Raw genomic sequence first — 23,265 nt, 5'->3', positions numbered from 1 at the left:
TAAATTAAGTTCAGGCTCAGATCTATTTCAGGTTATCTGAGGTATTTCAGGACTGATGAAATTAATTGCCTCTGGCAGAATAGGTATAATTCTTCAAAATTGAGCGCCGAGAGAGAGATTTGAACTCTCGCGGTGCAGAGCACCAGAGGCTTTCGAGGCCCCCGCCTTTCCGGACTAGACAATCTCGGCAAAAAGTAAACAACCGGCAGAATGCAGTTATTATCTCTTTTTATCTGACAAACCTGCCTGGGTTATGCAGTTAATATTGGCGTTCTCCTGACATAAGGATAACGCTATTGAGATGGCCGGATCATCTCCTGTCCCCCTGTTTCTCTGTCTCTAAGCATCCCTTGAGAGGGGGCATGTCATACAGTGTGTGCCGCCCCTTCCCCTTGACAGTTCTGATCCGGAAATTTCTATCACATCAATGCCCTCCTTTCTGAAACTGCTGTTTGTGGAGGCATTTCTCTCGTAGGCTATCACCTTTCCGGGGCGCAAAGCAAAGACATTGTTTCCCTCGTCCCACTGCTCCCTTCTGGCCATAAATGAGTCCCCACCTGTTGGTATCACATTCAGCCCTCCGGAATCGAGGGCATCTTCAACAGCTTTTATGAAGCTCTCTGCCTTTTCAACCCTGAATATTTCACCATTGCCTTCTGCGCCTCTCTCTTTTCCGGAATTATTTCTGCTCAGTGATTCCGGTTCTTCTCCGGCTTCACCCTCTCTTTCAGGAGTGATAATCCACGTATCTGCCCTCTCTGTCACTTCCGGAAATACAGTCACAGTCCCGTAGTCAAGCATTGAAAAGACTGTATCGAGGTGCATGTGCGACCTGTCTCTGCCGATACTGCATGCAATTACTCTCTCAACTTCTCCGTTCCTGAACAGGGCCGATGCTATCCTTTCAATCATCTGTGTATCAGTTCTCTCGCTAATTCCGGCAAGAACAGTCCGGTTTCCGATTGGCATAATATCGCCGCCCTCGGCAGAAAAATTCCAGAGTTTGCCACCCTCAAATATTAGATCGGGACTGCTCGCCGGAAATATGACCTCAAAACCACCTCCCTGAAATTCCGGGTGGGAATAACAGATAAGGGCGGTATTTAGCACTTCACGCCATCTCGCCGGGTGCTTCATGACATTGAGAAGTACTCCGCTATAAACCCACGTTGAAGGGTCTCTGGTATATAGTGAATTGGGAAGAGGCGGAATAAGAAATGAGTCATCCCCTTTAAGTGCCCCGACAAGTGAATGCTCTCTGAAACTACAATCTGTTTCTTCCTCGGCCTCACTGACCATGAGCCCTCCTGTAAGGTGGCCTGAGAGAATCTCCGGCTCCAGATCCAGCAGAAAATCTTTCAGTTTTTCCTTAATGGATACTCCGGCATTCCCCTCCTTCAGGATTACATCAATCATTCTGCTGCGGGCAGAAGGGTTTTTTAGGACCGTTTCAGTCAGAAGATCATGAAGATACATAACCTCCGCACCATCGGCTTTGATCTCAGCAGCAAAACTGTCATGCTCTTCACAGGCCCTGCTGACCCATAAAGTTTCATCAAAGAGATATCTCTCACGATTTTTTGGTGTCAGTCTTGATACAGCAATATCTGGCCTGTGCATAAGCACTTTTCTGAGCCTGCCGGCCTCTGAGAAAACTCCGAATTTCCTCATAATCCCACATGTTCAATAAATTCCGGCATGCAGTCAGAGGATGGCAGAACAACCGTTCCTGCCTCTCCTTTTGCAATTCTGTCTATATCCTTTAAGGCCCCTATGACAGCAATTCTGCCGGTATTTTCTGCAAATTTAACTGCTGCCTCAACCTTCGGCCCCATTGATCCTGCCGGAAATGAGTATTCTTTCAGCTTTGAGGCGCTGATTAACCCGATTCTCTCTTCATCTGCCTCCCTGAAATTAATGCAGACATTCCCGACATCAGTGGCCATAATCAGGAGATCGGCGTTAATCTCCTCTGCAAGGAGTTCGGCTGCAAGATCCTTGTCAATGACTGCTTCAACACCGGCGAGACAGTTTTTTCCGTCTTTAAAGGCAGTGGGAATTCCCCCTCCTCCCGCACAGATCACAACAACTCCTTTCTCAATGAGCCATCTTATCGGCTTAATCTCAAAGATTCTCAGGGGTGCAGGTGACGGGACAACCCTTCTGAAATAATCACCGTCCCTTTTGAAGATCTGGTTTTTTTCATCCGGAATTTTGGCTGCTTCGCTCTCAGAATAAATACCACCTACAAATTTGGTGGGATTAAGAAAGGCAGGGTCATCAGGATCAACCTCAACCATAGTTAGAATGGTGGCAATCGGCTTGTCTTCAGGCAGAACATTTCCAAGTTCCTGCTCTATCATATAGCCGATCATCCCCTCGCTTTCGGCACCTATCACATCAAGAGGGTATGAGCCGGAATCTTTCAGGCACTCTGACTGAAGGGCAAGAAGTCCTACCTGAGGGCCGTTTCCGTGCGTAATGATGATCTCATGTTCGTCTGCAAGAGGGGCAATAGCCACTGCTGCTTCCCTGATATTTCTCCTCTGCACTTCGGCGGTCATTGGTTCTCCTCTCTTCAGGAGTGCATTTCCACCGAGTGCAATTACAATTCTCATGAAATATCCGGATAATTGGAGAGTGTGGCAATCATTATTGCTTTTATTGTGTGCATCCTGTTTTCTGCCTGATCAAAGACGATGGAACGCTCTGATTCAAATACATCATCGGACACTTCCAGGCATTCAAGCCCTGTCTTCTCATAGATCTCTTCCCCGGTAATGGTATCCCGGTTATGAAATGCCGGCAGGCAGTGCATAAAGAGCACATTTGGGTTATTGGTCTTCCCAATAACATCCATATTTATCTGGTATGGCAGAAGAAGGGAAATTCTCTCATTCCATACATCTTCAGGCTCACCCATTGATACCCATACATCTGTATAGAGGAAATCTGCACCATTGACTGCTTCCTCAATATTCTCTGTAAGGCTAAGCTTTGCTCCGGTGGATGCAGCAATCTGTGAACATTCTTCGACCAGATATTCTGCGGGGCGCAGAGTTTTCGGGCTGCAAATCCTGATGTCCATGCCAAGTTTCGCACCGCCGACCAGAAGTGAATTGGCAACATTATTCCTGCCGTCTCCCAGGTAGCAGAGCTTAATCTCGTTTAAGGGCTTATCTGAATGTTCGGTAATGGTAAGCAGATCTGCCATAATCTGTGTTGGATGAAACTCATCTGTCAGCCCGTTGTAGATCGGAACTCCGGCAAAATCCGCTAAAATCTCTACATTCTCCTGTGAAAAACCCCTGTATTCTATTGCATCGTAAAGTCGTCCCAGCACTCTTGCGGTGTCCTTTATGGACTCCTTTTTGCCAAGCTGTGATGCGTCCGGGCCTAAAAATGTGACATTAGCCCCCTGGTCATATGCTGCCGTTTCAAAGGCACAGCGTGTCCTTGTAGAATTTTTTTCAAATATCAGGGCAATCTTTCTGCCGCTGAGATATTTTTTCTCTTTTTTCTCAAGGTTTGCCTGTTTAATCTCCTTTGAAAGGTCAATTAAATAAAGGATATCCTCACCTGAGAAATCAAGAAGCTTGGTAAAACTCTGGTGACGTACAGTCTCTCTGATTTTTTCTTTTGTATTGTTTATCTCTGACATTTTTATTGTCCGGTGCCATTATCTGTTTCCGGCATTTTTTTGTAAAAAGTAATGTTGAATTTAATTTTAATGGTTAGGTCAAATTCAGTCATAAATATATCGTAATCATCCGGGGGCGGAATTCTCCGTATGTTTATATCTATAATCGTGAAATATTTAAATTCCGGCTGAAATAACAGTATCTGATGAAAAGTAAACCGGGTTTTTCAAAAAATTTCTCCCTTGACAAAGAAGATATAGGTATTGTCGGGTCATACTCCTCTTTCTTTGGCCTATTATTAATTGCAACCATACTAAGCTACAAGACTATATTCGCTGCCGGGTTTGAATTTCTTTATGGCGGTTCTGACCTGATTGGTGCCCGGATGAGTGTATTTCTGATGTTTGCCATATTTCTGATAGTTTTTGTTGCTATTCCCGCAGTGCCGCTTATTTCGGAGATAATACACGGAGTCCGGGATAAAAAATGGTATCTTGTTCTTATGCTAATATTTCTCCTGTTAATCTACGCAGTTGCACTTGTATTCCAGTTTGTGCATTCCTACTTTGATTTTGCAGGGGAGGCTTTATCTGCTGTTTCACAGAGCAGATAATATTGAACTGATTTTATTTTCTATCTGATTTATACCAGACATTCATGCTCTCAAAACTGCCGCATATATTTGTGTTATTGAGGAGCCTTCCGGCATATGAGTAGCCTGCACCTGCAAATGTATAATTCATCGGTGCCTCAAGTGCCCTTGCAATTGTATAGTAATGTCTGATGCCTCTCTCTTTCATTATCTCCTCCATCTTTTGGAGAAGATATCCTGCTATTCCCATCCCGCGTGCTGACGGGCTTACAGCAAAGTCGGTCATCTCGGCATTTTTGTTATCATAATCTGTTTCAGCAGATGCTGCGGCAATTATCTCCTCACCTCTTTTTACAGTGAGGTAGACTGTTCCTTCATCGATGGACTTCCTGATAAAATCAGGGTCATCTACAGGGAAGGGGTAGGTCTCAAACACACCTGCAAAATGTCTGCATAAGGGTAAGATCTCCTCCTCTCCTGCAATATTGACTGCAAGCCCTTCCGGAAGGGATTTATTCTCTCTTTTTTTCCCATTCTTCTCAAGGCATTCTCTGAGAATTTCGTCTTCTGTTACACAGGTTTTACTGATTTTTCTCTCATCAGTGAGATATCTGGAGAGAAATACGGCATTTTCCCTGCCGCTGAAAAATTCCGGGACAAAAGCCTCTTTTATATATCCTGCATCTCTGAAATAACCGGCTTTTTCCTCCGGAATTTTTCCGAATATCTTCCCGTAACCATTTTTACGGGCAAGAACCTCTACCTTTGATATGAGAGCGGACGGGTCATCTTCACCCATCTTCATGATATAAACACGGCTGTTTAATTTTCCGTGCTGAATGAGAGAGTTTCCGATTTTTTTGAGATCATCGGGTCTCATTTCTTCTTTCCATCCTCTCATTGTTCTCAGGCACAAGCGAGATGGTTCTGTCATAATCGGACAGCAGCATTTCAACGCCCACGGCTTTTGACTCGTCTGCATCGTCAAGCATCAGCTGAAGCTGGCAGTCCTCACAGTTGCGGTCACAGTAAATCTGCTCATAGCTGTCAGGCTCTTTGTAGGTTGTGATAACCCCTTCATAATTCCTGAGAATAACTTTATTGGTGGACCAGGATATGAGGTAGTTTGGCATAACCGGAATTTTTCCTCCGCCTCCCGGTGCATCAATAACATATGTCGGCACTGCAAGGCCGCTTGTATGCCCAATCAGGCTTTCAATTATCTCAATGCCCTTTCCGACAGGTGTTCTGAAATGGGTGAGCCCTTCTGAGAGATCACACTGGTACATATAATACGGCCTCACACGGTTGTACACAAGTTTCTGGTTGAGGGCTTTCATAATTCTTGGGCAGTCGTTTATACCTGCAAGCAGAACTGACTGGTTTCCAAGCGGAATTCCACCATCTGCAAGCATTTTTAAGGCCAGTCTTGACGATGCAGTAATCTCTTTTGGGTGGTTGAAATGGGTGTTGAGCCAGACCGGATGGTACCTGTTTATGACGCTGATCAGTTCTTCCGTAATTCTGTACGGAAGAACAACAGGCACCCTTGAACCAATTCTTATGATCTCAACATGCGGTATTGCCCTTATTTCGGACAATATCCAGTCCAGATAGCTGTCAGAGAGCATGAGCGGATCCCCGCCGGAGAGCAGAACATCCCTTATAGCCGGATTATTTCTTATATATTCAATTCCTGCCTTAATCTTATCTCTTCCCGGTACTGAGTCCTGATCCCCGACTTTTCTCTTTCTTGTACAGTGACGGCAGTACATTGCACAGACATTGCTCACGGTAAAGAGCACTCTGTCCGGATATCTATGGGTTATGCAGTCTACAGGTTTGTCTTTCTCCTCGGCGAGAGGATCGGACATCTCACATTTTTTGTCAATGATAAGTTCGGATTCTGAAGGAAAGGCCTGCATAAATACGGGATCATTTCTGAAGTTATCGGCATCTATCAGTGAGGCATAATATGGCGTTGTGCTGAACGGGAATTTTTCTGTTGTCTTTTTGAAAGACTCTCTCTCTTCATCTGTGAATCTCACACCGGTGACTTTCTCAAAAGTCTCCAGGTCTTTTATTGAATGTGCAATCTGCCATTTCCAGTCCCTCCACTTGGATTTTGTTACCTTTGAATCAATTATTCTGCCCATTTTTTCCTGGTTTTCTGAATATACTGTCATTGTCTCTTCTTCTCCTTCTCTGATTTTTATAATTAGATCTGATATTTCCGGAAAATCTCTGTTTTGAGTATCTAAATCCTGCACAGGCTAATACAGATCCTGAATTCCGGAATTCATATGCCGCTGAAAAAGCGTGACTCTTAAAATACCTGTACTGCCTTAGGTGCAGTTTATCCGGAAAAGTACGATTTTATGTGCCTGTCCAGGCCATTAGATCCGTCAAAAAAAGAAAGCCTGAATTGAGGCTTTTCCTTTAATAATATTTACGCAAATTTCTCTTTGACGCTGTTCAGTTCGTCAATAGAGTTAATTGTGACATATGTTGGCACAACAAGTCCGACTTTTGCACCTTCAAGATTTTTTCTGACAACTACTATTTTGTCTTCGTATTTATCCAGGTAACTCTTGTGGGTTGCCGGAAGCCAGGATGAAATTGTAAAGTCAACGTCACCGTCTGCTACTGCCTGATAGAGTGGGCCTGCATCAACAGCTGATGTATCAACGTCAAATCCTGCCTGTTCAAGAACCAGTTTTACAACATTTGTGCTTGCAATCTCGGAATCCCAGAGGACATATCCGATCTCAACCTTCTCACCGTCAGAGCTTACTCCTCCGATCCATTCTGTGACTGTCTCCTTGTTGTTGTCAACCCATTTCTCTGCCGCTTCTTCGGGTTTCATTCCGTTCTCTGCATCAAGCATTACAGCTCCCATGTCTTCCGGATTCCACTGGAAACGTTCAAGTATTGAATAGAGATCAGGTTTATCCTCTGAAAGTCCTGTTCTTGCAAGGGTTGCGATATACTCTTCTCCGCCATAGACACCTTTTGGATCATCCAGGTACTTGAGGTCATATCTTGCAAACTTCCAGTGTGGTGTCCATCCTGTAACAACAATCCACTTCTCATCTTTGATTGCTTTGGTGAGTTCGGATGCCATGCCGGCACTGCTGCTTGAGACAAGATCATAATCGAGGCCGTAATCCTCAATGGCATTCTCGGTCATCATCATGATCCCTGCGCCCGGCTCTATTCCGGTTATTTTTCCTTTATCTGCTGTCTGAGCTTCCTGACTGGTGCATCCTGCAATCATTACCGCTGCAAGAGCGATCAAAGCAACCAGAACAATTCTTTTATTAATTAAATTCATAAATACACGACCAAAAAATGAATATTTTGCCTAATTGGACAAAAATTTCAGGTTTACGTTTAAACATCACATTAGGATGTTATATATAATTATCCCTGTTGTCCTCTGACATGGATGATATTCTGTGTAAGTCTGTCAAGGATTATTGCAATAATTACAATGGCAAGTCCAGCCTCAAAGCCGGTACCGATGTCCACCCTCTGGATACCATACAGTACCTGGTACCCAAGTCCTCCTGCTCCAATCATGGATGCAATGACAGTCATTGAGAGTGCCAGCATTATGCACTGGTTAACTCCTGCCATAATGGTCGGCATCGCCACCGGAAGTTCGACCTTTATAAGTTTCTGCATTGGTTTTGCGCCGAAGGCATCTGCGACTTCGACAAGTTCCTTTGGAATCTGCCGTATTCCAAGCTCAGTCAGCCTGATTGCAGGCGGCATTGAGAATATGACGGTTGCGATAACTCCCGGAACTTCTCCAAGCCCGAAGAATATCACTGCCGGAATTAGATAGACAAAGGACGGCATGGTCTGCATGAAGTCAAGAAATACTCTCATAAGACCTTCAAGCCTTTCGCTCTTTGCTGAGAGGATTCCTATTGGTATCCCTATTACAAGCGAGATCACTGCTGAGACAATTACGAGTGCAAGGGTCTCCATGGCATCATCCCACAGCTGAAGATCCCATATCAGAAGCAGGCACAACAATGTCATTATCGGAAGCTGGAGGAGTTTAAGCCCGTTCTTATTCTTCAGTGATGTGGCTTCACCCTTTAATCCGGCTTTTCTTCTGACAAGGAAGTACATGATTCCGGATATAAACAGTGCCATTATCACCGGAGGAATTATTGTCAGTATATATTCTGCTGCTCCGATAAGAGTGTCCAGAATAGCTGTGATCCCGTCAAGCAGCCACCCCAGATTGATCTGAATCCAGTCAACGATTGCTTCAACTGCCTCGCCTATTGGCAGTTTTGGTATTGCAGGTTGGTCAGACATTATTCCTCAGCCTCCTTTCTGCCAATTGCTGCAAGGACTGTTCCCCTGACAATTATTCCCTTTATTTTATTTTCATCGTTCACAACCGCTACAGGGTACTGAATGTCTGCTATCATCGGGATTATGTCATTTACCGGTTCTTCGAGTTTTATAACCGGAATGTCACGTATCATTACTTCAGTAATGGCTCTCTTCTCCTTTGCCGCGCGGACTGCGTCGTCCACCAGAATCAGGCCTTCAAGGACGCGGTTTCTTCCGGTTATAAATACACTGGATATTCCGTATTCCTTCATCATGTGAAGGGCGACATTTGGTCCGGCTGTAATCGGGACGAGCGGTTCGGGCTTCTTCATGATATCTTTCGCAGAGAGTACCCTTGTCATGTCAACGTCCTCAACAAAACGCTCAACATAGGCATTCTCCGGATTTGTAAGGATCTCTTCAGGTGTTCCGATCTGGATAATCTTTCCGTCTTTCATCAGGGCTATTCTGTCGCCGAGTTTCAGTGCCTCATCGAGATCGTGGGTGACAAAGATTATTGTTTTATTGAGCCTTTCTCTGAGTTCTATGAGTTCATCCTGCATATCACGCCTGATCAGCGGATCGAGTGCTGAGAATGCCTCATCCATTAAGAGAATGTCCGGTGAGCTTGCAAGTGCCCTTGCAAGACCTACCCTCTGTTTCATTCCGCCTGAGAGCTGATCGGGGTAACTGTCGCCGTAACCTTCAAGTCCCACAAGTGAAAGGGCTTCTTCGGCTGCTTTGTATCTCTCTTCCTCGTTTATTCCCTGTATTTCGAGGCCGAATGCTACATTGTCAATTATTTTTCTGTGTGGTAGAAGTGCGAAATTCTGAAAGACCATGCCCATAAGATGCCGTCTTGCCTGGATCAGTTCGTCCTCATTCATGGCGGTTATGTCACTGTCCTTTATTGTTATCTTTCCTTTGGTTGGCTCTATGAGCCTGTTTATACACCTTAGGAGGGTTGACTTCCCTGAACCGGAAAGACCCATAATAACAAATGTTTCACCTTCGATAACTTCAAAAGAGACGTTGTTTAGTGCAACGGTGTGGTTGGTTTTTTCGCGAATGTCATCCTTGGAGCATTTCTGGTCAAGATATTTTAATATTTTCTGTGGTTTTGGACCAAAGATCTTGTAAATGTTCTCCGCTTTTATGATGATTTTATCATCATCTGTCTGTTCATCATCCATATGTTTTCCTCTTATCAAAAAAAAGTGATCCTCCGATGTTTTACATATTTTTTTAATGTCATATAGTTTTTATTGCTGATATCTGGATTTACGATTTGGGTTAATTGGTCTGAATTGATAAATAGTTTTCTTACGGAAGATTCTGTTTTATTATGCATATTCGCATATACGGGGCGGTTTTATTATTGATTATGACCTTTTAACTGGGTAATGAATATGAGAAGTGACGAAGTCAAATCCGGGTATGCACGTGCACCCAACAGGTCACTGATCCGTGCCCTTGGAATCACTGAAAATGAGATGCATAAGCCGTTTATTGGTGTTGCAAACTCATGGAATAACATAGTTCCGGGCCACATCAACCTCCGGATGGTTGCCGAGAGGGTGCGTGAGGGTATTGCAGCAGAGGGCGGTGTTCCGTTTGAGTTCAATACAATAGGCATCTGTGACGGAATTGCAATGGGCCATGAGGGTATGAGGTATTCACTTCCTTCAAGGGAGAATATTGCTGATTCTGTTGAACTGATGATTCAGGCACACAGGTTTGACGGAATTGTCTGCATCTGCACCTGTGATAAGATTGTGCCGGGTATGCTGATGGCAGCCGCACGGTGCAATATTCCTGCAATTGTTGTTACCGGAGGCAATATGCTTCCGGGTTATCATGAGGGCTGTGAGGTCTCGCTGACTGATGTCTTTGAGGGTGTCGGAAAGGTCGCAGCCGGAAGTATGACTGAGGATGAGCTTTTTGAGATTGAGTGCGATGCAATGCCCGGATGCGGAAGCTGTCAGGGGCTTTATACTGCCAATACTATGGCCTGCATGACTGAGGCTATGGGTATGTCCCTTCCGGGATGTGCTGCAATTCCGGCGGTTGATGCCGCAAAGATGAGGATTGCCTATGAGACCGGCAGGAGATCGGTTCAGCTTGTGAAGGATGACATTAAGCCGCGGGATATCATTACGATGGAGAGTATGAGGAATGCCGTCAGGGTTGATATGGCGCTTGGCGGTTCGACAAATACTGTTCTTCATCTTATGGCTATTGCAACCGAGGCAAAACTTCCGTTCACTCTTGATGATTTCAATAAGGTTGGGGATGTTGTGCCGCATATCTGTGCGATGCAGCCCGGAGGGCCGCATTCGATGCAGACTCTGCACAGGTCAGGCGGTATTCCAGGCGTTTTTAAGCAGATTGACAGGTACCTTGAGGATACTATGACAGTGTCTGGTATCTCTGTACAGGCGATTGCTGATTCTGTCAAATATGTGGATTCAAAGGTCATAAAAAGCCCTGATTCTCCGGTTCATGAGGGTGGTGGGCTTAGAATCCTGAAAGGCAGCCTTGCACCTTCCGGTGGTGTCATCAAATGTGCGGCTGTGAACGATGATATGTGGAAGCACAAAGGGCCGGCAAGGGTATTTGAGGGCGAGATGGATGCAATGGATGCAATTCTTGCTAAGAAGATATGTGAGGGAGATGTCATTGTTATCAGGTATGAAGGGCCAAAGGGAGGGCCGGGAATGCCTGAGATGCTCTCACCTACGTCTGCTCTGATGGGTCTTGGCTATACAAAGGTTGCACTTATTACTGACGGCAGGTTTTCAGGCGGAACGAGAGGGCCGTGTATCGGCCATGTGGCTCCGGAAGCGGCTGTTGGTGGGCCAATTGGTATTGTCAGGGAAGGCGATGAGATTGAGATCGATCTCTTTGAGAGGAGGCTTGATCTGAATATTTCCGGGGATGAGATGAAGAACCGTCTTGATAATTTTACGCCTTTAAAGAAAGATCTCAAAGGTGTTTTAGCCAGATATTCTAAGATGGTCGGACAGGCTGACAAGGGAGCCGTTACTGAATAATCCAAAATATATTTTTTAAGTATTGCATATTTTCCTTTTTGTCGTGGTCTGGCAGTATTTCATCTCTTATTCACCGTCAGCATGATTTCCGCACCACAGTCCGGGCATTTAATCATATTTATATCCGGGTCGTCTGAATTATTGTATTGAGGTTCATTCCCGGATCTGTCTTTATCTGTGGTGCCGGGGTCTTTTTCATTTTCCTGATTATCTTCCATCTTTTCTTCTTCTTCTTTTTTATCTGAAAACTGCTCATAGAACCCGGAGGCGAGAATACCGGCCGGAAGGGCGAAGAGTCCGATTCCGAGTATTGCAACAAGTGCACCAAGTATTTTTCCAAGCGGGGTTATGGGATACATATCTCCGTAGCCGACTGTTGTAAGTGTGATTACTCCCCACCACATGGTTGCCGGAATACTTGAGAAGCTCTCCGGCTGGGCCTTGTTTTCTACATAGTACATCAGGGTTGAGACGAGCACCAGGAGGAAAAAGAGCATGTAGATGAGCATTGCAAGCTCTTTTTTCTTTGAGCAGAATACCTTTGTAATACCCTGCAGTGACTGTGAATACCTGATTAGCTTGAGTATTATGAAGAGTTTTAAGAGCCTTAAGGCGTTTGTCTTGTAGTCTGCCGGGATTAGGTCGGGTATCAGGAACGGGATTAATACAAGGAGATCAATAATTGCATATGGTGAGAGTATGTATTTTATCCGGCCCTTTATGGAGTATTTATATCTCTCATCCTCAACTGAGAACCAGACTCTCAGGATATATTCGGCAACGAATATGAGCATTGAGAGTCCGTAAAAAGCATAGAACAGGTTTAGGATGGCTGAGGAGAGGTTTGGAATTGTTTCAAGGTTTACAAAGATAATATTGACTGTAATTACAAGAAACATCAGGTAATTGAATATCTTCTTTAAGGGATTTTCCGGTGCACTCTCAGACATCACACCGTAAACCATTCTTCGTATCTTTTTTACCTCAGTGGTTCCTTTCATGATAATCTGAATTATTTTTATTTGTCATCCGGAATTTTCTCTGTTTACTTTTCGTTTATTTTAATTATATTAATTATTTTAATTATATTAATTATTTTAATGCTCTGGCTGAAATAATATCATATCTGTTCTTCTTTTCTTTCTTTATGCTTCTCAACAATTTCACTCAGGATTACAATTGCATCTCCGATGAATTTCCGGCACACGGTCTTTGGCCTCTTCTCTATAGGCTGCTTTTCTTCTTCCTCCAGGTCTGTATGGTCATATCCAAGAAGATCTATGCAGTTCACTGCACCGTGAACTTCTTCAAACCTCTCCAGGAATTCCTTTGCGAGTGCGTATGCCACCTTCTTTCTCTCATGTATGTCCGGAATATCTCTGGTGTAAAGTCCGATAGCCATATCGGCACCAGTGCAGACTCCGCATATTCTTCCGGTTGCCATCCCGCTTCCAAAACCTGTTGCGTAGTTTATGGCATCCTCCTCCTTAACGCCGAAATCCTCTGCAAATGCACTGAGGGTGGACTGTGCACAGTTATATCCGGATGAGAAGTTGTTTAAGGCTCTCTCAACCCTGTTTTGGTATTTCATTTCACCACTATTTTTCTGTGATATTGTTTCTCCGGTATTTTTATGTGAGATTATATCTTCAGTCTCAGTTTTATCATCCATGATGATTAATGTGCAGGTTGGAATTTATTACTGTTGACTGTTGACTGGTGCTGCCTTGTGCTGCCTGTTGTTGTTTCAGTTGTTTTTTTATGTTGTTCTCTTCATTCTTATCAGAAGCTGTATCTGTTTTGAATAGCAGTGTTAAATGAGATCAATATCAGACAATATAGCGGATGACAGATATTGTGCATATTGCGGTAGAAAAGATAACAGAGAAGAGTTTTCCTGATTTTATATCTCTGATAAAGGAGCTTGCAGAATACGAAAAACTAGCTCCGCCGGATGGAGATGCGATCTTACGCCTGAAAGAGGATGCCTTTTCAGAAAACCCAAAATATGAGGCATATCTGGCCTTTAATGGCAAAATTCCGGTGGGCTACATCACATTCTACTTCACCTACTCGACATTTCTTGCAAAACCAACCCTGTACCTTGAGGACATATTTGTATCGAAGGATTACAGAAAGATGGGTATTGGTGGTATGCTCTTTGATTTCTGCCGGAATGTTGCAAAAGAGAGGGGCTGCGGGAGAATGGACTGGACTGTTCTTACATGGAATAAGCCTTCAATAGATTTCTATGAAAACAGGGGCGGGAAGAAGCAGGACTGGTACCTGTATCGCATCAATGGGGATTCCCTCTGAACGTATGGGATCTATGGGTGTGATTTATAGTATTTTATGGTTTGATATAAATGTGTTTATTCGAGAAATTTTGTATTTTCGTAGGTATTAATATTCCTGATTTTCATATATTTTAGAATAGAATCTTCGTTTAATTTTAAAGGATTTTTGAGAGATGAAAAAAAATAAACTCGTAATGCCAATCCTCAAATGGGTCGGAGGGAAACGTCAGTTATTAAATGAAATAACTGAGATGATGCCAAAGAGAATAGTTTCATATTGTGAACCATTTGTAGGAGGGGGAGCAGTTTTGTTTTATCTTCAACCTAAGAAAGCAATTGTTAATGATCTCAATTCAGAATTAATTAATGTTTATAATGTAATTATGGATGATATTGAGGAGTTGATCATTGATTTACAGAAACATAATAATGAATCTGACTATTTTTATCAGGTTCGAGATTTGGATCGGGATAAGAATCTGTATGTTGAGCTATCCAATGTAGAAAAAGCTTCTCGGATGATATTCCTTAACAAAACCTGTTATAATGGTCTTTTTAGAGTTAATAGATCAGGTGAATTCAATACTCCTTTTGGTAGGTATAAAAATCCCAATATTGTGAATGAGCCGGTGTTAAGGGCTTTAAATAAGTACTTTCAAAAATCAGAGATTTGCTTTTCAAGTAAAGATTATTTTGAAGTACTAAGTAATATCCCAAAAAATACCTTTGTTTACTTGGATCCGCCATATGATCCAGTGTCTGGAACTGCAAATTTTACAGGTTATAATAAGGGTGGATTTGATCGTGATGAGCAGATCAGGTTAAGAGATGCTTGTAATTATCTTAATGATAATGGAATCAAGTTTTTACTTTCAAACTCAGCAACTGATTTTATTAAAGAATTATATGTGGATTATGATATTAATGTCGTGAAAGCAAAACGTGTTATTAATTCTGTAGCTTCAAAAAGAGGTGAGATTGAGGAGGTATTGATTAAAAATTATGGCTAAGTCAAAGAAAACAAAAACCGAGATCGCTTGGGGACATTTGTTTGAAAAATATAATATCCTACAGGAAGTTGAGAGATATGGGAAATATATTATTTCTGCTGATGAGATACGTGAGTTCCGAGAACCCCGATTGATGGCAAAGTTTGACCATAGTATCAATTTACCTGATTTATTTATTAATAATAATCTTTCGATTCTGCCAATTACTCGTGGGAATTACATAATATCTCATATCAATACTTATCATAAGTTTGAGGTCATCGAAAAAGAGGTTCTTCACATAGAAGTCCCATCCCATATCCAAAGTTTAACTCCTCAAAATATCAAAGGTGAAAGTATTGCTCTAAATTTTGCTTTAATTTCAGGTGTTTTTGAGGACTTTTTAGAAGATTCTGAATTATGTCCTACTGTTTGCGGTAGAATGGGAACAGATAAATTTAGTTTTGAAATTTCAAGTACAATTAAAGCAGACACTAATGTTCAAATTCAAGTGGAAAACTCACAAATTGAGATAGATGCGGCATATGAAGGCATAAATTATCTAACTCTTATTGAAGCAAAATGTGATATATCTGATGATTTTTTAATAAGACAGATTTATTACCCGTATAGAGTCTGGAAGGATAAGGTAGATAAGGAAATTAAACTGGTTTTTTTGGTTTATTCCAATAGTGTTTTCAGTTTATACGAATACGCCTTTGATAATCCAAACCATTATAATTCACTTAAACTGAAAAAGCAGAAAGATTACTCCATTGAGGATATGAGTATTAGTGTAAGTGAGATAGAGAAAATATCTTCTTCAGTAACGAGTGTTGAGGAACCAAAGGTACCTTTTCCGCAAGCAGATAATTTCAAATGTATTATCAATCTGTGTGAATTACTAATGAAAGAAGACCTCAATAAGGAAGATATTACAAATAAATATGCCTTTGACAATCGACAAACTGATTATTATACTAATGCCGGAAGATATTTAGGAATTATTGGAAAAAAACAGGTTAATGGAGAAAGAAGATATTTTTTAACTGCTGAAGGTTTTCGTTATCTAAAACTTCCATACAAGCAAAGGCAGCTTGAATATGTAAGATGTATTCTTTCTCATGAATTATTTAATGAGATATTAATATCATATTTTAAAACAGGTGAGATGCCAGAGAAATCTGTAATTGTAGATTTTATGAAAAAATACAAATTATATAATATTAATTCAGACTCTACTTATTTTAGGCGCTCTTCTACAGTCGAAAGTTGGATTAGTTGGATTGTTTGTTTGATAAATTATAATGATTCATAGTATGGGCACTGCAAAACTTGTGGATGAGAATACCTTTCTGTATTTTGATCCCCCGTACCGCCCACTGAATAAGACATCAAGCTTCAACAGCTATGCAAAGGGCGGATTTACTGATGACGATCAGAGAAGGCTTGCAGCATTTTTCAGGATGTGCAGTGAAAAGTCTGCAAAGGTCATGCTCAGCAATTCCGACCCAAAGAACAATTCTCCGGATGACAACTTCTTTGACGATCTTTACAGTGATTTCAGTATAGAAAGGGTGCCTGCAAGGCGGATGATTAACTCAGATGCCGGTTCAAGGGGTGCCATTAATGAAATTGTTGTAACTAATTATAAGCCTGAAATTCCGGAAATTGTGGAGGAAGAAGAGCCGAAAAAATCTGTAACTGCAACGGAGAAAGCAAAAGCGTCTGCCAACACAACGTCTGGGGATTTCTCTTAATCATTGAGAATTATGTGGGAAGTCAGATTTTTAAAGTCCCTGAAAAAATCTATTTGTGAGTAAAATGGTCAGATATGATTAATATGAACAATAAATCCGGATATGCTATACTTTCTGTAATTGTAGTGCTGGTAATTATTTCTGTTGCTGTAATTTATTCAGGCATTCTGTCCGGAAACAATTCCGGCGATAATCCGGTTGAAAATAAAGACATAATTCAGATCAGGGGATTTAGTGTAAATACTGATTCTACAGAATTAACCACCTCAGCCAAAGGAACTCTATTTATCAAAGGAAGCGAAGGAATTCCTGAAAATATTCAGATTGTTGCCGGGATTGAGATAGATCCGGAAGACTGGGGCGGTGTTGCTTTCTATATCCCTGACGGATGGCATATTTCAGATATAACAAGCAGTTTTCCGGAGAATAAAACCGGAGCAATGCCTCCTGAATATTATGTGGCAACATGGACTCCTGCGGAATATGAATCTGAGTGGAGTGCCATGATCGAAGTTGGCAGGGATCATACTTTTATGCCTGTGGGAGGCGGTACGGGAACTGTTTTAATTGACCTTGTTCCTGATAAAAATGCAGTTAATATGTCCTGGAACTCAAATATTTCGGTTGTAGTCGGTTCTGATGAAAAAAACGGTGTACGGATATGTGGCACTGATAGTATTGGAATTCCTATATCAGTAATGGATAATAAATAATAAGCTTATTTTCCTGGATTCTACAATCCAAAATCCACTCCTGCACTCTTAAAAATTTATTTTCCTCTTCCCGTTTTTATCGACATTTATTCCTGCATATCCGGTTTTCACTCAGCTTTCATCCATTCCCATGCTTCATCTATGCGGTCACCGTGATAGAATTTCATATCTACATGAGATACTACAGCATACGATTTAAAGCTATGGCGTCAAAATAGAGTTGGATTTATAACTCCCTAAATCCCTCTCAAAACAGCCTACATTCCTTTTAAATTTTGATCTGACTTTCAATTCTAAATCAATGGTTTCATATATGTGGTGATATATATCACTATGGGTGTCATACATACGGAAATACACTCGTCACAACAAAAATGGAGATGTTAAGACCTACTTTGCTGAAGTTGAATCTGTTCGAATTGATGGAAAAGTTGTCCAGCGATACATCCGACCTTTAGGGACTGATCCATCTTTTCCAAATAATTTTACTATAGATAAAGACCATTTTTCTTTTTTAGCCAATCAACTAACTGAAAGAGAATTAACTCCAAATGAGGTATTAGATATGTTGGAAAATATGGGACACCCTGTCTCGCGTGAATCCCTTAAGAGTGTAGGTATTACCTACGACTTTGGAAAAAAAACGTACTCTATTTCCCTTTCCCACCCAAAGAACTCAAAAAAATCCATAACAGATGCCCAGTCTGTAAAAAAAGACTCTACGTCCAAAAAGCAGCTAAAAGAATAGTTAAAACATTATCGGGAGAGATCAGGTTTAATATAGTTTATAAATACTGTAAAGAACATGGTGCGTGTAATGAACCATTAATCTCAATTTTCAATCAAATATGCCCTGCCGGACGCAACTTTGATACTAAAATAATGGTTGCTGTTGGTTTATTGCGATTTCTTTTTGATTTCCAAAGAGATGAAATAAGAACCATTCTTTTATCTCGAGGAATTAGTATTTCAACTGGTGAAATATCTAATCTGTCTAAAGAGCTTTTGTTAAGGTTCTATGCTCTGCACAAAAGACATATGCCTCAAATGAAGTCCTTTTTTGAGAGAGAAGGTGGCGCAAAGCTTCACCTGGATGGGACCGGAGAAGCAGGAAATGAAATTGTTTTTATGGCAAAGGACGGGGATACAGGAATTACAATGGATGCCCAAATTATACCAACAGAGAGCAAAAAATATGTTAAAATCTTCCTGAATAACTTAAAATCACTATTGGGGGACCCAATAGTCATTGTTAGAGATATGAGCAAGCAGATTCGAGATGCAGCATTTGAGATTTTTCCTGACGTAAAGCACCAAATTTGTCAGTATCACTTCGTTAAAAATCTTGGTAAAACCATTTTTAAAACCAGATACTCTACTTTTCGCAAAGATATTGTGAAAATGAGGATCCTAAGTCAAATCAAGAAAATGAAAGGGGACCTCAGTGCAATAAAACATCATGGTTCTGAAAAAGATATATTCTTCGCAGAGCAAAAATGGATTATTCTTGCTATAGAGCATCTTCTTATCTGCCGTGAAAGGAGTTCAAATTACCCATTTGGTTTACCCTACTTTGAAATAATGAATAGAATTTTAGATGTCCAAATAATGGCCCACAAAATATTAGAATGGAATATGGCCCATAAAGTTAACGTATGTGAAATTAAGGAGTTTTCTGAAAAATTAGATGATATCACAAACAATGCAGGCATAAACTCCCAATATTCTAAAATTCAAAAGATATGGGAATGGTTTGAGAAAGTGAGGATTACTTTAAGGGTTGGCAGGCACTTAAGTCAAAATGGAAGTGATATGATAACCACAAATGCTCAAAATATGAGAGACGATTTTGAGATCATTCTGAATGCCATTGACATAGATGGAGTAACCAAAGGGGGCGAATTACTCCGCGGAGCAAGGCAAATAACAAACAACTGCAGAAAACACATGGATGAACTTTTTGTGGAAGTAAAAGACACATTTGGTAATGTAGTTGACATTATGAGAGATAATAATATTGAAGAACGCGGCCATAGGTGGAGTAGAATGCACATACGAAGACGAACCGGAAGAAATAGAACTACAAACGAAATGGCACAATATGGTGCACTAATGGCCATTTTCTCAAACCTTGAGAATGAAACTTATGTGAGAGAAATTCTCTATGACATAAAAGATTTTATTCGAGAGATACAGGATATTACAGCTGAAGAGATCAGCAGTGCAAGTGAACTGGTGAGGCCATATGCACATAAAGAAATTGTACATTCTGACAGTAAGAGATTGGAGTATTTGGAAGAATTCATAAACTTGCTTGAAGGTGGACGTTCAGCTGAAAAATGGCTATCAAAATTCAATATTTCCAACCGAATAATGACGCCATAGATTTAAAGAGCCAGCTCATAAATTCGTCCCATTCTCCGTCAAATACAATAGCCATCTTTCGGACTGCCCGGACTTTCGGCCAGTTAACAAAGTCATCCCAGGCTGCATGGGCTGTCCATCCTCTGAAACTCTCCATCCGGAAGAGAATATTAATTTTTTCATGGTTTTTAAGTGCTTCTTCCATTGCAGGAATGAGTGTCTCCCTGTAGTCCTCACCAGTCAGTTTCCCATGAACCATAAACCCCACATTTCTTCCTGAACTCTCAGGCAGTTTGGTTATCATAATGTGGTAATTGTTGCAGGGACTATATATCTGTTTTTAACACTTGATGGCTTTCTGTATGCATTTGAGTAATATTCCGGGATGATATATTTCCTGTTTAGATGTGGAATAGATAATGATTATGGATTGGTGTTTCTGCTATCTGTGCAGGAAGGATTTGCAAAAATGAACTGTTCTGTGGTCTGAATATTGTTCCAATATCTGAGTATTTCATCTAACTTTGGACAGTATGATAACTTACAACCGGTGCTTCTATTGAGTGCAGATTCGGGCCGCTGAAAGATTCCCGGAGAAAAGATTAAACCAGTTTGTTGAGTATAAAGTAGTATACTTATGTCTCAACAAATGTCTGTGCCGGAGTTTATTGACCGGAATGATGAGATGGAGTTCTTAACCGGTCATTATAATTCCAGAATTCCGGAACTGATAATAATATACGGCAGGAGAAGGGTTGGCAAGACTACTCTAATCTCCCGTTTTCTCAAAAACCTTCCGGGCTTTTATTTCATGGCTTCGGAGGAGGGACAGGCCTCAAATATCCGTGATTTTGCAGATGTCGCAGGTGATTACCTCAGAGATCCGGACTTTAAAAGAGCAAATTATCCTGACTGGCAGGCTCTGTTTAAATCCCTTATCAGCCACAGAAATTTCAGTCCTGATTCCGGTGAGAGGGTTGTAATTGTAATTGATGAGTTCTCATATCTTATTTCAAAAGATAAAGGTGTTCCATCTGCGTTTCAGAAGATCTGGGATCTGATACTTTCAGATGAAAATATAATGCTTATACTCTCCGGATCTTCAGTCAGCACGATGGAAACTGAGGTGCTGGGTTACAAAAGTCCGCTGTACGGCAGGAGAACAGGGCAGTGGCAGGTCGAGCCTCTCTTTTATCCGTATATCCGGAAATTTCTGCCTTACAGTGAGGAGGAACTTATAATGGTCTGGTCTGTTATCGGTGGTGTTCCGGCATATCTCAGGCTGTTTAATCCGGAAATTACCTTGTGGGAGAACATTTTACAGCAGATGCTAAGCAAGGGTTCATACCTGTACCTTGAGGCCGAGATCCTGCTGCACTATGAATTTCGTGAAGCAGGGAATTACATTTCAATTCTTCGTGCTCTCTCATCCGGATTTACAACTCTTTCATCAGTCTGTCAGCAGACCGGGCTTGATAAGAGTATGGTGTCGAAATATCTCTCGGTTCTGGCAGGTATTCATCTCATTGTGGATGAGATGCCTGTAACTGCACATGCAGGCTACCGGAAGAGGCACTACAGGATTTTAGATCCATACCTTAACTTCTGGTTTGCAGTTGTCTATCCACACAGGATGGAGATTGAAACAAAAAAAGGATCTGAAGTCTTAGAGTCAGCCAGGGCTGAGTTGCCTGTCTACTTTGGGAAAATGTTTGAGAATTTATGTATGGAAATTATACAAAACGGATTTTTCTTTGAGGATATGCGTTTTTCAAAACTGGGGCGATGGTGGTTTAAGGAGAATGAGATTGATATTGTCGGATTTGATGAATCGTCAGACAAAGCACTGTTCTGTGAGTGCAAATGGATGAATCTCTCTGAGATGAAAGCGAGGGGAATATTAAAATCACTAACCAAAAAATCACCCCTTGTTGAATGGAAAAACCAGAAGAGATCTGAAGTATATGCTCTCATAGCAAAGGAGATTTCCGGTAAGGAAAATCTTAGAGCAGAAGGATATCGTCTCTTTGATCTGGAGGATTTAAGGGAATTAAGCAGATCTTATCTTTCCGGCTGGAAGTGATGTTTAACTCATTATGGCAGATGTTCCTGTTCTCTCAGGAATTAAATTTTATCTTTCAGTTCAGCTTCAATTTCTTCAATTGATGGGAGACTGCCCATTAAATCTTCCGGAAGTTTTTCAGTTAATTCAGTTTCCCAATCGGCAACACCCATTGGACTGTTAAATCCTCTCAAAGAATACTCTGCAACAAGCCTGTTTTTACTTCTGCAAAGTAGAAGACCTATGGTTCTGTTGTCATCCGGATGTCGAAGCAGGTCATCGACAGCGGAGAGATACATATTAAGCTGGCCAACAAAAGCTGGTTCAAACGGTACTGCTTTTAATTCAACGACTACAAAACAACGCAGTTTTAGGTGGTAAAAAAGCAGATCTAAGTAAAAATCACTTTCGCCAACTTCCAGTAGTACCTGTTTTCCTACAAATGCAAATCCTGTACCCATTTCGAGGAGAAAATTTTGAACGTGATCTATAAGGGCCTGTTCAACCTCACGCTCTTTGCGTGGATCAGCGGTACCCAGGAAATCAAAGAGATACGGATCCTTAAATATCTGTGCCGCCATATCTGAATCTTCTGGAGGAAGTAAATTTTTGAAATTATTAAGTGCTTTACCTTGGCGTTCATGCAGTTGATTTTTGATCTGAATGGCCAGAATATTCCGACTCCATCCGTTTTCGATGGTTCTGTGTGCATACCACAGTCTTATCTGTGGCTCATCACATTTTTCCAACAGAGCAAGATTGTGATACCAGGTAATTTGTGCAAGATGCTCTTGCACAATTTCACGCTTTGGCCAGGCACTGGCAAATTTTCGCATATATTTGAGATTTCTGGGAGATAAGCCAGTCATATCAGGAAAGGCGACTTTCAGGTCATGTGACAGGCGGTCAATTATTTTTGCTCCCCATCCTTCTTTTTTCTGGCGGGTCAGGATTACATTCCCAATGTCCCAGTAAAGCATTACCATGGCAGCGTTTGCTTTGAGTGTAACATTAATTCGTTCAGATTTGATTCTTTTCTTAATGTCTTCAAATATTTCTCCATAGTCCTCCGGCAGGATGTTTTTTTCTGCTGGAATTGGAAAAATAGCTCCCTCTCTGGTGCGACCCCTTGAAGTCCTCTGATTTTGTGATTTATGATCATCTGATTCCTTATTCACTTTAATTGCCCTCTCCCGATTTTTTTATTGTTACCTTTATACTCCTTTAGTTATTGGATATTTGTTGTTTTTAGTGCAAAATGGTTTTTACTCTCCGGATAATTACACTGCTTGGTTTTGGTGATTGTCAAGGACGCCTTTGTAAAATGTCTGTTGGGTGGAATGTGCGATAGGTGCTTTTATGATAACAGACTATATGAGATACATGATCTGGATGAAGCACAAAGTTTTGTGATTTATCTGGCAGTCATTAAGGGGTA

22 protein-coding genes, 1 tRNA gene and 1 pseudogene are annotated in these 23,265 nt (G+C 41.4%); 11 read left to right on the top strand and 13 right to left on the bottom strand.

Features of this window, described 5'->3' with window-relative positions; translation table 11 throughout:
• Window positions 1-104 precede the first annotated feature (104 nt).
• From L6E24_RS07180 to argF, 4 genes are all read right to left on the bottom strand, one after another.
• Window positions 105-189: transfer RNA gene (locus tag L6E24_RS07180), tRNA-Ser, on the bottom strand.
• Between the two features lie 150 nt (window positions 190-339).
• Window positions 340-1,671 (bottom strand): arginine deiminase, encoded by a 1,332-nt coding sequence (locus tag L6E24_RS07175; protein WP_257741312.1) that lies wholly within the window; start codon window positions 1,669-1,671, stop codon window positions 340-342.
• A complete protein-coding gene (gene arcC, locus L6E24_RS07170) occupies window positions 1,668-2,618 on the bottom strand; it encodes a carbamate kinase (protein ID WP_257741311.1) in 951 nt (316 codons plus the stop codon). The genes L6E24_RS07175 and arcC overlap by 4 nt, the downstream gene beginning before the upstream one ends.
• Entirely contained in the window at window positions 2,615-3,661 is a 1,047-nt protein-coding gene (argF, locus tag L6E24_RS07165; RefSeq protein WP_257741310.1) for an ornithine carbamoyltransferase, read from the bottom strand. The genes arcC and argF overlap by 4 nt, the downstream gene beginning before the upstream one ends.
• A 185-nt stretch (window positions 3,662-3,846) precedes the next feature.
• Between argF and L6E24_RS07160 the strand changes: the two genes are divergently transcribed.
• Window positions 3,847-4,254, top strand: coding sequence for a hypothetical protein (locus tag L6E24_RS07160; RefSeq protein WP_257741309.1), 408 nt, complete (start codon window positions 3,847-3,849; stop codon window positions 4,252-4,254).
• A gap of 13 nt (window positions 4,255-4,267) precedes the next feature.
• Here L6E24_RS07160 and ablB read toward each other — a convergent pair whose 3' ends face one another.
• From ablB to L6E24_RS07135, 5 genes are all read right to left on the bottom strand, one after another.
• Complete coding sequence (ablB, locus tag L6E24_RS07155; protein ID WP_257741308.1) at window positions 4,268-5,113, bottom strand: putative beta-lysine N-acetyltransferase; 846 nt, start codon at window positions 5,111-5,113, stop codon at window positions 4,268-4,270.
• Window positions 5,100-6,503 (bottom strand): lysine 2,3-aminomutase, encoded by a 1,404-nt coding sequence (gene kamA / locus L6E24_RS07150; RefSeq protein ID WP_257741307.1) that lies wholly within the window; start codon window positions 6,501-6,503, stop codon window positions 5,100-5,102. Before kamA ends, ablB begins: the two co-directional genes overlap by 14 nt.
• 179 nt (window positions 6,504-6,682) lie before the next feature.
• On the bottom strand, window positions 6,683-7,567 hold the full coding sequence (locus tag L6E24_RS07145; protein WP_257741306.1) for a glycine betaine ABC transporter substrate-binding protein: 885 nt from the start codon (window positions 7,565-7,567) through the stop codon (window positions 6,683-6,685).
• 89 nt (window positions 7,568-7,656) lie between these two features.
• Window positions 7,657-8,568 (bottom strand): ABC transporter permease, encoded by a 912-nt coding sequence (locus L6E24_RS07140; protein ID WP_257741305.1) that lies wholly within the window; start codon window positions 8,566-8,568, stop codon window positions 7,657-7,659.
• The gene (locus L6E24_RS07135) at window positions 8,568-9,782 is read right to left on the bottom strand and encodes a quaternary amine ABC transporter ATP-binding protein (RefSeq protein ID WP_257741304.1); all 1,215 of its coding nucleotides are present in this window, start codon (window positions 9,780-9,782) and stop codon (window positions 8,568-8,570) included. Before L6E24_RS07135 ends, L6E24_RS07140 begins: the two co-directional genes overlap by 1 nt.
• 216 nt (window positions 9,783-9,998) lie before the next feature.
• On the opposite strand from L6E24_RS07135, the gene ilvD reads away from it, so the two are divergent.
• Entirely contained in the window at window positions 9,999-11,642 is a 1,644-nt protein-coding gene (gene ilvD, locus L6E24_RS07130; protein ID WP_257741303.1) for a dihydroxy-acid dehydratase, read from the top strand.
• Between the two features lie 59 nt (window positions 11,643-11,701).
• On the opposite strand, the gene L6E24_RS07125 is transcribed toward ilvD, so the two are convergent.
• Both L6E24_RS07125 and L6E24_RS07120 read right to left on the bottom strand, forming a co-directional pair.
• Complete coding sequence (locus L6E24_RS07125; protein ID WP_257741302.1) at window positions 11,702-12,643, bottom strand: ion transporter; 942 nt, start codon at window positions 12,641-12,643, stop codon at window positions 11,702-11,704.
• 119 nt (window positions 12,644-12,762) lie between these two features.
• Window positions 12,763-13,314, bottom strand: coding sequence for a C-GCAxxG-C-C family protein (locus L6E24_RS07120; protein WP_257741301.1), 552 nt, complete (start codon window positions 13,312-13,314; stop codon window positions 12,763-12,765).
• Window positions 13,315-13,487: 173 nt separating this feature from the next.
• Between L6E24_RS07120 and L6E24_RS07115 the strand changes: the two genes are divergently transcribed.
• From L6E24_RS07115 to L6E24_RS07085, 8 genes and pseudogenes are all read left to right on the top strand, one after another.
• Complete coding sequence (locus L6E24_RS07115; RefSeq protein ID WP_257741300.1) at window positions 13,488-13,958, top strand: GNAT family N-acetyltransferase; 471 nt, start codon at window positions 13,488-13,490, stop codon at window positions 13,956-13,958.
• A 154-nt stretch (window positions 13,959-14,112) separates the two neighbouring features.
• Window positions 14,113-14,949, top strand: a complete 837-nt coding sequence (locus L6E24_RS07110) for a DNA adenine methylase (protein ID WP_257741299.1) — start codon at window positions 14,113-14,115, stop codon at window positions 14,947-14,949.
• A complete protein-coding gene (locus L6E24_RS07105; RefSeq protein WP_257741298.1) occupies window positions 14,942-16,246 on the top strand; it encodes a type II restriction enzyme in 1,305 nt (434 codons plus the stop codon). Before L6E24_RS07110 ends, L6E24_RS07105 begins: the two co-directional genes overlap by 8 nt.
• On the top strand, window positions 16,236-16,688 hold the full coding sequence (locus L6E24_RS07100) for a DNA adenine methylase (protein WP_308219111.1): 453 nt from the start codon (window positions 16,236-16,238) through the stop codon (window positions 16,686-16,688). The genes L6E24_RS07105 and L6E24_RS07100 overlap by 11 nt, the downstream gene beginning before the upstream one ends.
• Before the next feature lie 83 nt (window positions 16,689-16,771).
• Complete coding sequence (locus L6E24_RS07095; protein ID WP_257741297.1) at window positions 16,772-17,401, top strand: hypothetical protein; 630 nt, start codon at window positions 16,772-16,774, stop codon at window positions 17,399-17,401.
• Window positions 17,402-17,738: 337 nt separating this feature from the next.
• A pseudogene (locus L6E24_RS14850) lies at window positions 17,739-17,810 on the top strand (hypothetical protein); the annotation flags it as partial.
• 156 nt (window positions 17,811-17,966) lie between these two features.
• A complete protein-coding gene (locus L6E24_RS07090; protein ID WP_257741296.1) occupies window positions 17,967-18,149 on the top strand; it encodes a hypothetical protein in 183 nt (60 codons plus the stop codon).
• Window positions 18,150-18,283: 134 nt separating this feature from the next.
• Window positions 18,284-19,786 (top strand): transposase, encoded by a 1,503-nt coding sequence (locus L6E24_RS07085; RefSeq protein ID WP_257741295.1) that lies wholly within the window; start codon window positions 18,284-18,286, stop codon window positions 19,784-19,786.
• Here the strand turns inward: L6E24_RS07085 and L6E24_RS07080 are convergent.
• On the bottom strand, window positions 19,755-20,069 hold the full coding sequence (locus L6E24_RS07080; RefSeq protein WP_257741294.1) for a SpoIIAA family protein: 315 nt from the start codon (window positions 20,067-20,069) through the stop codon (window positions 19,755-19,757). The two genes, L6E24_RS07085 and L6E24_RS07080, sit on opposite strands and share 32 nt — an antisense overlap.
• Window positions 20,070-20,402: 333 nt before the next feature.
• Between L6E24_RS07080 and L6E24_RS07075 the strand changes: the two genes are divergently transcribed.
• On the top strand, window positions 20,403-21,848 hold the full coding sequence (locus L6E24_RS07075; protein ID WP_257741293.1) for an ATP-binding protein: 1,446 nt from the start codon (window positions 20,403-20,405) through the stop codon (window positions 21,846-21,848).
• Between the two features lie 41 nt (window positions 21,849-21,889).
• On the opposite strand, the gene L6E24_RS07070 is transcribed toward L6E24_RS07075, so the two are convergent.
• Window positions 21,890-23,005: a PDDEXK nuclease domain-containing protein gene (locus tag L6E24_RS07070; RefSeq protein WP_257741292.1), complete on the bottom strand. Its 1,116-nt coding sequence runs from the start codon at window positions 23,003-23,005 to the stop codon at window positions 21,890-21,892.
• Window positions 23,006-23,265 lie beyond the last annotated feature (260 nt).

It is taken from the genome of Methanoplanus endosymbiosus (assembly GCF_024662215.1).
Taxonomy (GTDB): domain Archaea; phylum Halobacteriota; class Methanomicrobia; order Methanomicrobiales; family Methanomicrobiaceae; genus Methanoplanus; species Methanoplanus endosymbiosus.
The sequence above is the reverse complement of the archived record's forward strand: the minus strand, read 5'-3'. Positions and strand labels throughout refer to the sequence as shown.